At 61.0% G+C, this 13,936-nt stretch carries 11 protein-coding genes and 1 pseudogene; 5 read left to right on the top strand and 7 right to left on the bottom strand.

Going from position 1 to position 13,936, the window contains the following annotated elements:
• Window positions 1–770: 770 nt before the first annotated feature.
• Window positions 771–1,670, bottom strand: coding sequence for a LysR family transcriptional regulator (locus tag PI93_RS00100; RefSeq protein ID WP_039373258.1), 900 nt, complete (start codon window positions 1,668–1,670; stop codon window positions 771–773).
• A gap of 117 nt (window positions 1,671–1,787) precedes the next feature.
• On the opposite strand from PI93_RS00100, the gene PI93_RS00105 reads away from it, so the two are divergent.
• From PI93_RS00105 to PI93_RS00120, 5 genes and pseudogenes are all read left to right on the top strand, one after another.
• Window positions 1,788–2,777 (top strand): zinc-dependent alcohol dehydrogenase family protein, encoded by a 990-nt coding sequence (locus tag PI93_RS00105; RefSeq protein WP_039373260.1) that lies wholly within the window; start codon window positions 1,788–1,790, stop codon window positions 2,775–2,777.
• A 49-nt stretch (window positions 2,778–2,826) separates the two neighbouring features.
• A pseudogene (locus PI93_RS25045) lies at window positions 2,827–2,955 on the top strand (YqaE/Pmp3 family membrane protein); the annotation flags it as partial.
• Window positions 2,956–4,355: 1,400 nt separating this feature from the next.
• Entirely contained in the window at window positions 4,356–5,111 is a 756-nt protein-coding gene (locus PI93_RS00110; RefSeq protein ID WP_158453282.1) for a peptidoglycan-binding domain-containing protein, read from the top strand.
• Between the two features lie 228 nt (window positions 5,112–5,339).
• Window positions 5,340–6,665, top strand: a complete 1,326-nt coding sequence (locus tag PI93_RS00115) for an MFS transporter (RefSeq protein ID WP_039373414.1) — start codon at window positions 5,340–5,342, stop codon at window positions 6,663–6,665.
• Window positions 6,666–6,868: 203 nt separating this feature from the next.
• Window positions 6,869–8,254: an MFS transporter gene (locus PI93_RS00120; protein WP_052240868.1), complete on the top strand. Its 1,386-nt coding sequence runs from the start codon at window positions 6,869–6,871 to the stop codon at window positions 8,252–8,254.
• Between the two features lie 124 nt (window positions 8,255–8,378).
• Here PI93_RS00120 and PI93_RS00125 read toward each other — a convergent pair whose 3' ends face one another.
• The 6 genes from PI93_RS00125 to PI93_RS00150 all read right to left on the bottom strand — a co-directional run bounded on the left by PI93_RS00125 (window position 8,379) and on the right by PI93_RS00150 (window position 13,896).
• Complete coding sequence (locus PI93_RS00125; RefSeq protein ID WP_224786163.1) at window positions 8,379–9,383, bottom strand: LysR family transcriptional regulator; 1,005 nt, start codon at window positions 9,381–9,383, stop codon at window positions 8,379–8,381.
• 150 nt (window positions 9,384–9,533) lie between these two features.
• A complete protein-coding gene (locus tag PI93_RS00130; RefSeq protein ID WP_039373262.1) occupies window positions 9,534–10,031 on the bottom strand; it encodes a flavin reductase family protein in 498 nt (165 codons plus the stop codon).
• A gap of 18 nt (window positions 10,032–10,049) precedes the next feature.
• Window positions 10,050–10,760, bottom strand: a complete 711-nt coding sequence (gene ribB, locus PI93_RS00135) for a 3,4-dihydroxy-2-butanone-4-phosphate synthase (protein WP_224786161.1) — start codon at window positions 10,758–10,760, stop codon at window positions 10,050–10,052.
• A 53-nt stretch (window positions 10,761–10,813) separates the two neighbouring features.
• Complete coding sequence (locus PI93_RS00140) at window positions 10,814–11,125, bottom strand: DUF4387 domain-containing protein (protein ID WP_039373263.1); 312 nt, start codon at window positions 11,123–11,125, stop codon at window positions 10,814–10,816.
• A 2-nt stretch (window positions 11,126–11,127) separates the two neighbouring features.
• On the bottom strand, window positions 11,128–12,492 hold the full coding sequence (locus tag PI93_RS00145) for an acyclic terpene utilization AtuA family protein (RefSeq protein WP_224786159.1): 1,365 nt from the start codon (window positions 12,490–12,492) through the stop codon (window positions 11,128–11,130).
• A gap of 39 nt (window positions 12,493–12,531) precedes the next feature.
• Window positions 12,532–13,896, bottom strand: a complete 1,365-nt coding sequence (locus PI93_RS00150) for an LLM class flavin-dependent oxidoreductase (RefSeq protein ID WP_144400366.1) — start codon at window positions 13,894–13,896, stop codon at window positions 12,532–12,534.
• Window positions 13,897–13,936 lie beyond the last annotated feature (40 nt).

Below are 13,936 nucleotides of genomic sequence, written 5' to 3' on the forward strand. Positions count from 1 at the left end.
CGTCGCTGACGGGGTGATCCAGGACGAGGTCGGGCGAGATTTTACTCAGGCCGACCTGCGCCTTATGTCGACCCGTAGTGGGTCGATCAGGATCCGATACGCGAACAGCGCATTGCACGGGGATGCGTATCTTAATGGCGATCACTTGTTCGGGTGGTCAGATTGATCGATCGGGCCGCGAACTTCGGCGGGCCACGGGGGCTGGCGGAGCAATCTAACGATTTCGCGACGCAAATCAGGTAAATCTCACTAATTCGGTCAAGCCGGCGAAAATATGTGACAGAATTCGTGAGTAACTACCTGTTTTATAAGGGGGCGCAGTCTAGCGAATTTGCGATCCCTGCAGTTGTAGCCGTAGGGCGCCAGAGTAAGTGTGACTGGCGCCATACTTTTGCGACTGTGTAACTGAGTTTGTGCGATTTACCTATTGAAGTAAGGAAGTCGTCGCGACGAAGCGCTTGGGCTGGAAGAAAATTTGGGGCCGGAATCGCGGCGGGACGCTGGCAATCCGATGCCTCGTATGCCTCGTATGCCTCGCGTTCGCGATGTGAGGGTCGTGAGTTCGATCCACATCTGCCCCATCAAAAAAAGGGCTTACCGGCGATTCGTCTGTAAGCCCTTTGTGTTTCTGGACGAAGTGTAACCGCTGTGCAATGCGCGAGCGCTTCCCATTCATCAAGTTCGCCGATGTCGAGTGCCGCCTGATCAAGCGCTGGATATCCAGGTGCTCGCCGCCGCATTCATCTGGACCTGCTGATTATCAACAGGCCCTAGGTCATCATGCCCGGCAATGCTTCTGCCAACGCGTCGACGGCGATGCGAACCTTGCGCGGCAGATGCGGCGTCTGCAGCCATAACGCATAGGCGTCGTAGAGAAATGGTGGCTGCTCGGGAAGCAGGTGAACCAGCGCACCTGCGCGAATGCGATCGCTCACCAGCCAGTAGGGCAACCAGGCGATGCCCGCGCCCAGCGTCGCAGCGTCGGCGATGGCGTCGAGATCGTCCATGCGCACCCGATTCGCGGGCATGAACGCGTGCGGCGCTTGTCCATCGCGGGGAAACAACCACGGACGCGCCCGGCCGGAGCGTCGATACAACACCGCCTGATGCATGCCGAGCGCGTCGATGTCGTGCGGCAGTCCATGCGTCTCGACGTACGCGGGCGACGCGCAGACAATCATCGGCTGACGCGCCACCCGCCGCGCAACAATGCCCGCCTTGTCCTCCAGGTCGCCGGTGCGAATGGCGATGTCGTAGTCCCCCTCCGCCAGATCGACGAAACGATCGCTGAACGAGAGATCGAGTTCCAGCGCCGGATACCGCTGCGCGAGGCGCAGGAGCACGGGTGCGACACAACGTCGGCCGAAGTGTACCGGCATGGCCACACGCAGCTTGCCGCGCGGCTCCGCCAATTGATCCGCCGCGAGCGCATCCGCCGCTTCGGCCTCGGCGAGCACGATCTTGCAGCGCTCGTAGTAGGCGCGTCCGAAGTCGGTCAGGCTCTGGCGCCGCGTCGTGCGATTGAGCAACCGCGTCCCCAGCCGCGTCTCCAGCCAGTGCACGTGCTTGCCAACCATGGGGCCGGACAGGCCGAGGGTATCCGCCACGGCGGCAAATGATCCCAGATCGACCGCTTTCACGAATACCGCCATGCTGGTGAGACGATCCATATTGGAAACCCCTGGTTTCTAGTGTTGATATCGAACCGCCATTTATTGACGGAGAGCGTACCGCTACAGTGAATTCCTATCAATGAGTTCTTACTGGAGGTCCAAATGGCAACCCAAATGGCACGCGTCGTTCGTTTTCATCGACATGGCGACCCGGAGGTGCTTCGCATCGAAACGGTGGAGGTTGCGCCACCGGGGCCGGGGGAAGTGCAGATTCGCGTCAGGGCGCTGGGGCTTAATCGCGCAGAGGCGTTGTTGCGGGCGGGGAAGTACATCGAGCAACCGACTTTTCCGTCCGGACTGGGACTGGAGGCCGCGGGCGTCGTCGAGGCGGTGGGCGAGGCGGTGACCGGCTTCGTACCGGGCGACGCCGTGAGTGTGATCCCGCCGCAATCGATGGTGCGCTGGCCCGCGTACGGCGAATTGGTCACGTTTCCCGAAGCGCTCGTGGTCAAGCACCCGCCGGCGCTCGGCTGGGTGGCCGCAGCGGCAGTCTGGATGCCGTACCTGACCGCCTATGGCGCGCTGATCGATATCGGCAAGCTGAGCCGGGGAGACTTCGTCGTGGTGACGGCAGCGTCGAGCAGCGTGGGACTCGCGGCGATACAGATCGCCAATCGGGTGGGTGCGATCCCCATTGCGGTCACGCGGACGTCGGTCAAGGCACAGGCGTTGCGGGAGGCCGGCGCGGCGCATGTCGTAGCGACCGCCGAGGCCGACCTTGCCACACGGCTGCAGGAAATCACCGGGCGGACCGGGGCGCGAGTGGTGCTGGACCCGATCGGCGGGCCGATTTTCGAACCGCTCACGGCCTCGATGTCCCGCGGTGGCATCCTCATCGAATATGGCGGTCTAAGCCCGGCGCCAACGCCGTTCCCGTTGTTCGCCGTGCTGAGCAAGACGCTGACGCTGCGTGGCTATCTCGTTCACGAAATCACGGGCGATCCGGTGCGGCTGGCGGCGGCCAAGGCGTTCATCCTTGACGGGCTGGCATCGGGGGCGTTCTCGCCGGTGATCGCGAAGACGTTTGCGTTCGACGACATCGTCGACGCCCATCGTTTCCTCGAATCGAATGAACAGTTCGGCAAGATCGTCGTGACGGTTTGAGACGGTGTAGTGGCACATGGGAAACAACACCGCACCTGCGCGTCATTAGAGGCCGTTCAGCGCAGCGGTCACTCGTAAAAGTATGAGACGTTGGATTCCTGAAGCCATCTGGTCCGTGTATGCGCTTAGCCAATACAAGATGGACAAGAAAATCGAGCAAGCACTCGGCCGGCGCTAAATCCATCGCCCCTTGAGCGGAGTTGTCTCCGCTCAGGGAGCTTAAGTTTCAAAATTTGAGCTTTAGTGGGGCACTGGATTGCTAATGGGCTGAGAGTCCTTCTCGGGCAGAGGTTCACTATTCCGACAGTTGATGAAGTAGCGTTGTTTGCTAGCGACTCGTGCGTTTGTGAGTCCCGAGACACGTGATTGAAGTGCCGCCATGCGATATTGGTTTGTGTCGTTATCCGAACTTATAATGACAAAAAAAATCGCGGGGGCGAATAAATGACGGAGGGGATTTCGCAACAAGGGGCAGGCCTGCTCACGTATCTCCGGAGACTAATCGCCGGAAACAACGCACGGGAAGTCGATGTATCTGTAATTTCCGAGCGTACGCAAAGTTACGCTGTCTCTGTCGGCGTCATGTGGCAATTCCGAAGCGACGTAAGTGCGCAATCGGTTGCCGGAATGTCGCCCATCCGCGGTGCGCACTATGGTTATGACGCGGACAGCTTCGATACGAATATTTCTCGCCTTTGCCGAGAAGCGGTCCATCGAATGGACATTCGCGAACGATTCATGCGGCGGATCGATGGTGCGGGTGTTGATGGGTTAGATTTAAGCTGCTCAAGGCAGCCCGTGCATGATTTCGGCTCATATTCGAAGTTTCGAGATTGCAGCACGTGCGAAGGGGGCGGAACGGTACGCTGCGGCCGTTGCTCTGGAACTGGCCGACACATATGCACTGGATGTGGCGGGGGCGGAACCGTCCTCCAGATGCAGACGAGCACGCGATGGAACGGACGTTACAACGAAACCTATTCGCATTCGACATACGTGACGTGCTCGTCCTGTTGGGGCGGGGGAACGACGAGGTGCAATGGTTGCGCCGGCTCAGGTGACCTAACGTGTAACCCCTGCAAGGGGCACGGATGCTTCACTGACATCTCGAACGTTCAATCGATAGCGAAACCCACGTGGCTCGTCCCGAAATTGACTGGATTGGCTGGTGATGCGCTATCTGCCGCACTTCAACGAAGAGGCCCGAGCGGTGCTCACGCCCTGGTTGCACTCACTCCCGCGGGGACGCATTACAACGATGAGACTGATTGGGTCGTCCGCTACAAAGGGATGGCCGAAGTTGTCGAACTGGACGTCGTCGTAAAGAAATCACAGCACACAGTCGCTGCTGTCGGGAAAAGCATAATCCCTATTTCACGCCCCCCAATCTTTGATCAGTTATTAGGGAACGAACTGTCGACGATTCGCGGTCTATCGACGTCAAACGGTCAACCTCAACTCGGGAAGCGTCGGTCGTCTTCGTTATTTCATCATTATCGTTCGCTCCCGGCCATGGATAGGGCTCTCCACAGAGTCGCAAAACTAAAGGGAAGTGATCGCGCACATCCTGAAGCCGCTGTGTCAATCGCAACGGACGGATTCATATCTCAAGGTGCGGCTAAGGCGATAGGCACTACGATTATCGGCATCATCAACAAAGTGTCGCCAGCGTACTCCGTCGCCGCATGGTCATTGATTGCGTTGCCAGTAGCAGGCGTCGCATTTTTTCTTACTGCAAATGAGTTTCTGAAGGTTTCGACGGCAGGTATCTGGAGCACCCTGTTCGTCTTGACTGTTTGTGCGGCGCTCTCGGCATTCGCGATGTTGATTGCATCTCCCCTGGCCTGGGTATCGAGCGCGTTGACCAGCGCACTACTTCGATTGCGAGTGCCAAAGGATTACCGGCAGCGAGGTCGAAACTGGGAGCCATTGAGGAAAACGTTACTTGGCGTCACTGGTGCGGCGTTACTCGGTGCCGGATATGGCTCTGCGGCATCGTTTCATCTCACTCCGCCACTCGCTGAGGTGCTTGCACCTGCTGTTACGTACGCGGCGTCTTTGGTTCCGAACAACGCTTTCGCGACGGCAGTTCTATCGTCTTCACCCAATAGGGCATCTGGCCACACAGCTGTCGTCTCGGGCCCAGAGCTTTACAAGGAAATCCAGGCCAGGCTGATTTTGACCGGCTATTTGCACGGAAAGGCGGACGGCGTGATGGGGCCCTCAACGCGAGCGGCGATTGCGCGGTATGAACGCTCGAATAACTTGTCGCTCGGCACCTCATTGACAGATTTATTAGCGCATATGAGAAAGATGCGCGAAACGTCAAATTGAGGCGTATGTATCGGCACGGTTCTCCATTGGTCCGGTGACCTCCCCCCCAAAAGTCCGCCATTTCTTGACTTTGCGATTCATTCGTTCGGCAAATTAGTCAATTCGATTTGCGCAAGAAATGGCCGGACACCCCACAGCTTAGAATCCAACCAGGACATACCGGTGCAATTAATACATTAAATGGATCTTGCCTGGATCCGCTCTGGAGACACGTCGATGGCAATTCAGATGGATCACATTTCCTCGCCGCGAGAAGCGACGGCGGACGCGTCCGCTACGCGCGCCCGCGCGGTCGAAGAGGCCACCTATCGTAAGGTTGCGTGGCGGCTCATACCCTTGTTGATGCTTTGCTACGTCGTGGCGTACCTCGACCGAGTCAACGTGGGTTTCGCCAAGTTGCAGATGGCGAGCGACCTGAATCTGTCAGACGCCGTGTACGGTTTCGGCGCCGGAGTCTTCTTTCTCGGCTATTTCTTGTTCGAAATCCCGAGCAATCTGATCCTGAATCGCGTCGGCGCACGCGTCTGGATCGCTCGGATTATGATCACGTGGGGCCTGATCTCGTGCCTGACGCTCTACGTCACGTCGCCCACCGGCTTCTACGTGATGCGTTTCTTGCTCGGCGTTGCCGAGGCCGGCTTCTTTCCCGGCATCATCGTCTATCTCACCTGCTGGTTCCCGGCGCATCGACGCGCGCGCATGACCTCGCGCTTCATCGTGGCGGTGCCACTTTCCGGCATCATCGGCGGCCCGCTCTCCGGCTTCATTCTCAAAACCTTCGACGGTCTGCACGGCTGGCATGGCTGGCAATGGCTCTTCCTGCTCGAAGGCCTGCCCTCGATCCTGCTTGGCTTTCTGGTGCTCAGGTGCCTCGACGACCGTATCGACAAGGCGAAATGGCTCACGCAAGAAGAGAAGGCCCTGCTCGTGCGCAATGCCGATATCGATAACGCCAGCAAGACCGACGTGCCGCTCGCTGCGATCCTCGCGGACCCGCGAATCTGGCTGATCTGCGCGATGCATTTCTGCTTTGTCATGGGGATGTACGGCGTCGGGTTCTGGATGCCGACGATCATCAAGGGTGCGGGCGCTGTCGATCCGTGGACGATCGGGTTGCTGTCCGCGATTCCATCGCTCGCCGCCGTGGTCGTCATGCTCGGCGTCGCGCGCAACGCCGATCTGCGCCGTGAACGCCGCTGGCACACCGCAGGCCCGGCGCTTTGCGGCGCGGTCGGCTTACTGCTGGCCGTGGCATGGACCCACAATACGACGCTGTCGATGCTCGCGCTGTCGATGGCAACGGCAGGCATTCTCACGACACTGCCGCTCTTCTGGTGTTTCCCGACCGCCATTCTGGCCGGCGCGGGGGCAGCCGCCGGCATCGCGCTCGTCAATGCCATGGGGAATCTCGCCGGCTTCGCGGGGCCGTATGCAGTGGGTTGGCTACGCGACGTCACCGGCTCGGCTACCGCCAGCATGGTGATGCTGGCCGGGTTCATGGTGCTCGGCGCGATTCTGGCGCTGTGCGTGCCCGGGAAGCTAGTCAATCGATAAGGGGATGACGAGGGTACGCCGGCCGCCATCCGGTTGGTGTGCCCGCCCCTTTTTTGCATTCTTCCGAAAATCCAATCAATCTATTTAGTCAACGCATAGATGCCTTGCCTGCGCGTGACGAGAATGTCATCAACCGACTCAGAGGCCGCTGCCCTTGCGTGCGTCCACCGGTTCAAACCAAATAAACGAAGACAGGAGACATCATGGCAGAGCAAACCGCCCAGCCCAGGGTCGATAAGGCAAAGCAGGCTCGACGCGCACTCATCTCAAGCTGTGTCGGCACGTCGGTGGAGTGGTATGAGTACTTCATCTATGGCACGGCGGCGGCCCTCTACTTCGGGCCGCTATTTTTCCCGAACAAGGACCCTTCGATCGCACGGCTGATCGCCTTCGCGTCGTTCGGCGTCGCATTCCTGGCGCGCCCGCTCGGTGCGTTCCTGTTCGGTCACCTCGGTGATCGCATCGGCCGTAAGTCGACGATGATCTTCACGCTGGTGCTCATGGGGCTGGCCACAGGCGCCATCGGCTTGCTGCCGACCTACGAGCAGATCGGCATGCTCGCGCCGGTGCTGCTTGTCTCGCTGCGCCTGCTGCAAGGCCTTGCGGTCGGCGGTGAATGGGGCGGCGCCGTGCTGGTCGCCGTCGAAAATGCACCGAAGCACAAGATCCGGCTTTATGGCGCCGCCCCGCAGATGGGCAGCGGCTTCGGTCTGTTCCTGTCGACCGGCGCGATGGCGCTCGTAGGTATGCTGCCACCCGACGATCGTCTGGCATGGGGCTGGCGCGTGCCGTTCATTGCAGGCTTCGCGCTCGTGATCATTGGTTTGATCATTCGTCTCGGTGTCGCAGAATCGGAAGACTTCGAGCGCGTGAAAGCCGCCGGCAAGCGCGTGAAACTTCCCATCGCCGACCTGCTGCGTCACGCGAAGGTGCCCACGCTGATCTCCACGGCGATGTCGGCCTCGTTCGCCGTTGTCTTCTACATGGTGGCCACATACTTCGTATCGTATGCCACCTTTCAACTCAAAATGCCGCAGGCGATGACGTTCCGCCTGGTGATGATCGCGTCGCTGGTGGCACTGGTCGCTTTCCCCATTGTTTGTTCTTATGCGGACCGCATCGGCGCGCATCGCATTTTCTTCTTCGGCACACTCTTCGCCGTCTTCGCCAGCATTCCTCTGTTCATGACGCTGAATACGGCTAGCCCGGTGCTCGTCGGCATTGCGCTAGCGCTCGCGATGGTGTGCGGCCAAGTCACGACGTACGGCGTGGTCGGAAGTATGAGTGCGGAGTTGTTCCCGGCGGAGTACCGGTACACCGGTGTGGCCGTCTCCGGCGCCATCGCCTCGATTCTGTTCAGCGCGCCCACACCGCTTCTCGCCGAGTGGCTGATGCGTGAGACGGGATCCTGGGTCTACCTCGCCGGCATGGTGTCGGTGTCGGGCCTGGTCGCCACGCTCGGCGGTATCGGCTATATGAAGCGGCATCACCGTACCCATTCGGTGGGCTACGCAGGCGGTATGACGTCCACCAGCAACGATTCGATCGCGCCGAGAGCGACGGTCGTCGGCAACAGTGCAGCCACCTGAGCCCACAGTGCGCTGCCGGTAAGGCCGGCATCACCCGAACGGTGTCACCGCGTATGCAGTGACACCGTTTTTTAATGTGTGAGGGAAGTCGGCCGCAGCACGTTACGCCACCATTGCGGCACCGTCATGCCGCCGTGCCGGCACCTTGCATCAGCGTCTCGAACTCCTGATGCAGATGCTCGCGGAAGCTCTTGATGGCGCTGGTGGGCACCGCCTTGCGGGCGACAATGCTGCCGTAGCAACGCGTGGCGTGAAAGTCGGCGAGCTCCAGCGTGGTGCGATTACGGCGTGCGTTCGACTCCGCGAGCGAACGAGGCATGAGCGTTAGGAAGCCCCCGGTGTCGATCATGCCGAGCAATGTCGGCAGCGTGGCGGCCGACGCGGCATCGAACACGGCACCCCGCTCATCGAATGCCTGAGCGAGACGCTGGCGCAGATTGCCATAACGGGCCAACAGAATCAGACGGAACGGCAACAGCATTTCGACCGTCACCTTCTGCACTTGCGTAATCGGATGCGACGCGGGCGCGATCAGCACCACGGGTTCTTCGGCAAGCGCGCGGAAGACGAGATTGTCCTGCTCGCCATCGATGGCGGCCACACCCAGATCCGCCGCACCGTCGGAGACCGACTTGAGCACGCTTTCATACGGCATGTCCCTGAGCTGGACACTGACGTCAGGAAAACGCTCGCAATACGAGTGAATGATTTGCGGGAGGAATGTCGCGGCAATCATCGGCGTGGCAGCCACGATGACACGATTACGTGCCGCTTCGGAGCGGCCGCGGAACTGTCTGAGTACATCGTAGAGGCCACTGAGCGCCTCGGTCGCGGCGGCCTGCAGCAGGCGCCCTTCTTCCGTCGGCTCGACGCTGCGCGTGGTGCGCACCAGCAATTGCACGCGCAATACCGATTCGAGCTTCTTCACCCGGCTCGACGCCGTCGGCTGAGAGATGCAGAGTCGCTCGGCCGCCTTGCTGAACTGTCCTTCTTCGAGCACCACCAGGAAAGTTTCCAGCTCAGGAAGGTGAAAGCGAAACGCGGGGTTGTCCATGAGATCGGCCGAGGGTGGAAATGCGTCGGACGCACGCATGTGCGGCGCAGCCGTCGCTAAAAGATTCGGCGGCATCGTGCTAACGCGTTAGCGGCGATGTTAGCACGCAGCCCGATGGCCGATTGTCCGGAAATCGTCTCTGCGCGTAGGGAAATACACTGAGGTACAGGTTCAGTTCAGCGCCCGCGTGCGGACGCGAAGTCGGCAACGCGGGGGCAGACGCGCTCAAGCGAATACGTGATCCTGAGCGAGATGCGTCAGATATCGGCCATCGCAGAACGCGAGCGGTGCCCGATCCGCACGGAACAGGTTTTCGACCTGGCCGAGAAACACGACGTGATCGCCGCCGGGATACGTCGCCATTTTTCGGCACTCAAGAAAGGCGGCGGCTCCACGTATGATCGGCAGGCCGCCCAGCCCCTCGTCGATGTCGACGCCTTCGAACTTATCGTCGCTGGATTGCGCGAAGCGATCCGACACGTGACTCTGATCCGCCGCCAGAATATTGACGACGAAGCGTTCCGTGTCGCGAAACGCCGGATGGCTGCGCGATGCCGTGGACTGGCTCCACAGGATGAGCGGTGGATCCAGAGAGACCGAGCTGAAGGAGTTGGCTGTAACGCCATATCGCTTGCCATCTTCGCCAAGCGTGGTGATGACCGTCACGCCCGTCGTGAATGCGCCGAGCGTCTTGCGCAGCGCTTTGCTGTCGATGATGTTCATGTTTCCTCTCGCTGCCTTTCAAGCCATTTCCGTCGCGCCGCAATACGCGACCAGTTGTGCGATCGAGATCAGCGCGATGCCATGCTCGATAGCAAAGCGCATCAAGTCCGGCTTGCGCGCCATCGTTCCGTCGTCGTTGACTACCTCACACAGCACACCGGCATAGCCGCGGCCCGCCAGTCGCACGAGGTCGTAGGCCGCTTCGGTGTGTCCCGGGCGCTCCGTCACGCCGCCCTCGCGGGCGCGCAGCGGGAATACGTGGCCTGGGCGCACGAAGTCGTCGGCCGAAGACTTCGTCTGCGCGAGCGCGGCGATCGTCGCCGCCCGATCGGCGGCCGAGATGCCCGTCGAGATGCCCTGACGCAAGTCAACGCTGACTGAGAAGGCCGTGCGCATCGGATCTTCGTTGTTCTGCACCATCGGCGGAAGATGCAAACGATCGAGCACACGCCCGGGCATCGCCACGCAAATAAGCCCACTGGTATGCCGCACCATGAAGGCGAGCTTCTCAGGTGTCACGGCGTCGGCCGCGATAATCAGATCCCCCTCGTTCTCACGGTTCTCGTCGTCCAGTACGAGCACGAACTCGCCGCGCTCGATGGCGTGAATCGCCGACGGTACATTGTCGAACGCGCACGTCACATTGGTGCGATGCCGCCCGGCATGAATCGATTGGCGCGCCTCGTTAGAAGGCGCAGGTCTGCCCATCAGGGAATGAACGTCGTGCATGGTTCTGGCCTTGCGTGTCTGTCCGGAAGATTCGACATCCTCAGCGTCGCCCATTACAGCGGCACCTCGATGTCGAGCAGAATCGCGTGCTGCTGTGCGCCGTAGATGTCGGTGTCGCCGATGGCGCCCGACGCGATACGGCGCGGCAACGTCGCCTTCCATGCGAGCGCCGGTGGATACTCGGTGAAACGCACCTGTTCGACGTCGACCTGATACAGCGACGCGATGCGCTGGGCGGTAATGACGCCCGTGGCACGCACGCGCTCATACAACGCCGGGTCGTCGAACATGATGTCGAGCGTGATGTGAAACGGTCCCGCGTTCTTGCTCTTGCACGCCTTCGCGATGTCTTTGAGACGGGTCATCGTCAGACCTCCTCGTATTCGATTGGGAACATTTCGAGCGGGTTGTCCGGAAGTACGACGTGCTGCAACATGAACTCGTACACTTCGCCGCGCTCGATGTCCGACGGCGAGAACGGGAACGCCATATTGCCCTCGCGACACATGCGTCCAGCAAAGTCCGAATGTAGCAACGTGACACGCGCGAGCGAGAGTGCCGCGTTCGCGATCTCCTGCGTCTTGCCGATCACCTCGGCGATGATCGACATTTCGACCGGCACGACACCGGATGTCGGTTCCCACGCGCCCATCACGCCGTTGCGACCGTAGACACGAAGCACGAGCTGATAGTCGTCGGGCGAGATGTTCAGTGCAGAGACTTTCGTCCGCGTCGATTCGCGCACGAAATCAAGAAACGTGTCGATCTGCGAAATCAGTCCCGGGTCGCGTGTCGCTGCGAACGTCACGGCACTGAAACCGACGCTGCGGGCCCCTTCAAGTTTGATCGAGTACGGTTGCGGTACCCAGCCCATGCCGGACACGCGTACCACGCGGTCGGTGACAGCTTCGATGCGGCAATGCGTCGTGTCGACGAGACCACCGGGTTCGTGCCGAATCACCGGACTCGACGTTTCATGCAGCGCCTGAACCGCGACCGACAACGGCGTGCACCGGAGTTCGGGATTGAGCGGCTCGGCTTCGACGTAGTCGTCGCCCACCGTCACGAGCAGGCAGTCGTGCTTCTTCGGGATCGCCGCGTTGCACGCGCATTCCAGCATCTTGCCCGCGTACCACGACGACGCCTCCGGCATGCCGTGATGCATCGCCAGCGCCACCCACGGAGACGGGTCGGTGCCGCGACCGCCGAGGATCACCTGCGCTCCGGCCTCCAGTGCCGCCCGATACGGTTCGGGCCCCATCATGCCGACGATGCGATGCGCGCTGTCGAGCGTGTCGGCGTCGAGCATCGGTGCATCGTCGAGGGCGCGGACGCGGCCTTCGGCGAGTCGTCGCTTGAGGTAATCCTTTGGCTGTTCGGCGTGAATCAGCGCCATCTTGAAATGCAGATCGTGCTCGCGGGCGATCTCGCGCACGATATCCGCGCAGACCTGCAGATGCGGTTCGCCGCCGGCGCCGCCTGCCGTGCCGACCATCATCGGGACCCCCGAGGCAATGGCCGCGCGCAGCAACAACGACAGGTCCCGCTTCATGGCGAGCCGCGAGTTCAGTGTCTTGCCCGAGCCCAGGTAGTAGGGGCCCGGGTCCGAGCTGCCGCCATCCACACCGAACATGTGCGGTCGGCGTTCCATGGCCGCTCGAATCGAGGCTTCCGGAAAGCCGTAGCCAAGGATGCCGCTCGCCGACATCATGCGTACTGTCTTGGACGTCATTTGGACGGTATCTCCCATATCGTTCAGGTCACCCGCCAATCACTGCGGCTTGCGCCAATCGCCGGCGCGCGGCTTGCGCAGACCGAGATGACTGCGCAACGTGCCGTCTTCGTATTCCTTACGGAACACGCCGCGCTTTTGCAGCTCGGGGATCACCAGACGCACGATGTCTTCGTAAGTGCCCGGCACATACGTCGCAGACAGGACGAAGCCGTCGCACGCCTTGTCGAACCACTCGATCATTTGTTCCGCCACCTGTGCGCCGGTGCCGACGAAGCATGGACCGTCGCGCAACGTACCGCGACCGGAGGCCTCGACGAAATCGCGTACGGACGGATTCTTCTTGCCGCTGACCTGCACCACTTTGTCGCGCAGGCTCTGCCACGACACGGCGGCTAGTTCTTCGTCGGTGAAAGGTTGATCGTAAGGACGCCCCGCGAAGTCGATGTTGAGCGTCTCACCGATCATCGTCAGGCCGTCGATCGGGCGCGAGAGCGACGCGATGAGGTCGTGCTTTTCGCGGGCATCGGCTTCGGTGTCACCCACGATGATCTTCACTTCGGCGCAGATCTTGATCGACGCCGGATCGCGGCCGGCCGCTGCCGCTCCCGCTTTCAACGCCTGATACTGCTTGATGCCATTCTCGAGCGTCGGGTACTTGGCAAAGACGACTTCGGCCCAGCGCGCCGCGAAGGCCAGCCCCCGACCGCTCTGTCCGGCCTGAAGAATCACGGGGTGACCCTGCGCCGAGCGCGGTACCGTGAGGGGGCCGCGAGATTTGAAGAAGCGGCCCTCATGGTCGAGCCGCGTCACCATCGACGGATCGGCGAAATAGCTTTCCTGCTTGTCGGCCACGATGGCGCCCTCGCGCCACGTACTCCAGTGACCCATCACGACTTCCATGAACTCGTCGGCGCGGTCGTAGCGGGTGTCGTGTTCCAGGTGTTCGTCCGCGCCAAAGTTCGCCGCCTCCGAGTCGTTCATCGACGTGACGACGTTCCAGGCGACGCGGCCCTTGGTCATCAGATCGAGCGTCGCGAACAAGCGCGCCACATGGTACGGCTCGTAGTAAGTCGTCGAGTAGGTGGCTCCCAGCCCGAGGCGTGATGTCACCATACCCATCGCCATGAGTACGGATGTCGGTTCCAGCTTGATGGCGCGCACGCCGTGGCGAACGGTTTCGTGATGGTTGTTGCCGTAGATGTCGGGCATGGCGAGGCGGTCGTCGAAAAATGCCATGTCGAACTTGCCTTCTTCGAGCGTGCGGGCAATGCGCTGGTAGTACTCGGGAGACAGATAGTCCGTCATGCTCGACGGGTGCCGCCACGAGCCCGCGTAGTTGCTGCAATTCTGCGCCTGGAGGAAGGCGACCAGCGCCATTTGCCGCGGTGTTGCTGAAGTCATGATGTCGTTGTCCTCGTGTGGAATTGGGTGGTGCGTTTCA

This window comes from Pandoraea fibrosis (assembly GCF_000807775.2).
In the GTDB taxonomy this organism is placed as follows: domain Bacteria; phylum Pseudomonadota; class Gammaproteobacteria; order Burkholderiales; family Burkholderiaceae; genus Pandoraea; species Pandoraea fibrosis.

Bases quoted from the DNA above. Each gene is read 5' to 3' on its own strand.
- PI93_RS00145 (WP_224786159.1), bottom strand. From the start codon at position 12,492: ATGACGTCCAAGACAGTACGCATGATGTCGGCGAGCGGCATCCTTGGC.
- PI93_RS00140 (WP_039373263.1), bottom strand. From the start codon at position 11,125: ATGACCCGTCTCAAAGACATCGCGAAGGCGTGCAAGAGCAAGAACGCG.
- PI93_RS00125 (WP_224786163.1), bottom strand. From the start codon at position 9,383: ATGCCGCCGAATCTTTTAGCGACGGCTGCGCCGCACATGCGTGCGTCC.
- ribB (WP_224786161.1), bottom strand. From the start codon at position 10,760: ATGCACGACGTTCATTCCCTGATGGGCAGACCTGCGCCTTCTAACGAG.
- PI93_RS00150 (WP_144400366.1), bottom strand. From the start codon at position 13,896: ATGACTTCAGCAACACCGCGGCAAATGGCGCTGGTCGCCTTCCTCCAG.
- PI93_RS00100 (WP_039373258.1), bottom strand. From the start codon at position 1,670: ATGGATCGTCTCACCAGCATGGCGGTATTCGTGAAAGCGGTCGATCTG.
- PI93_RS00115 (WP_039373414.1), top strand. From the start codon at position 5,340: ATGGATCACATTTCCTCGCCGCGAGAAGCGACGGCGGACGCGTCCGCT.
- PI93_RS00130 (WP_039373262.1), bottom strand. From the start codon at position 10,031: ATGAACATCATCGACAGCAAAGCGCTGCGCAAGACGCTCGGCGCATTC.
- PI93_RS00120 (WP_052240868.1), top strand. From the start codon at position 6,869: ATGGCAGAGCAAACCGCCCAGCCCAGGGTCGATAAGGCAAAGCAGGCT.
- PI93_RS00105 (WP_039373260.1), top strand. From the start codon at position 1,788: ATGGCACGCGTCGTTCGTTTTCATCGACATGGCGACCCGGAGGTGCTT.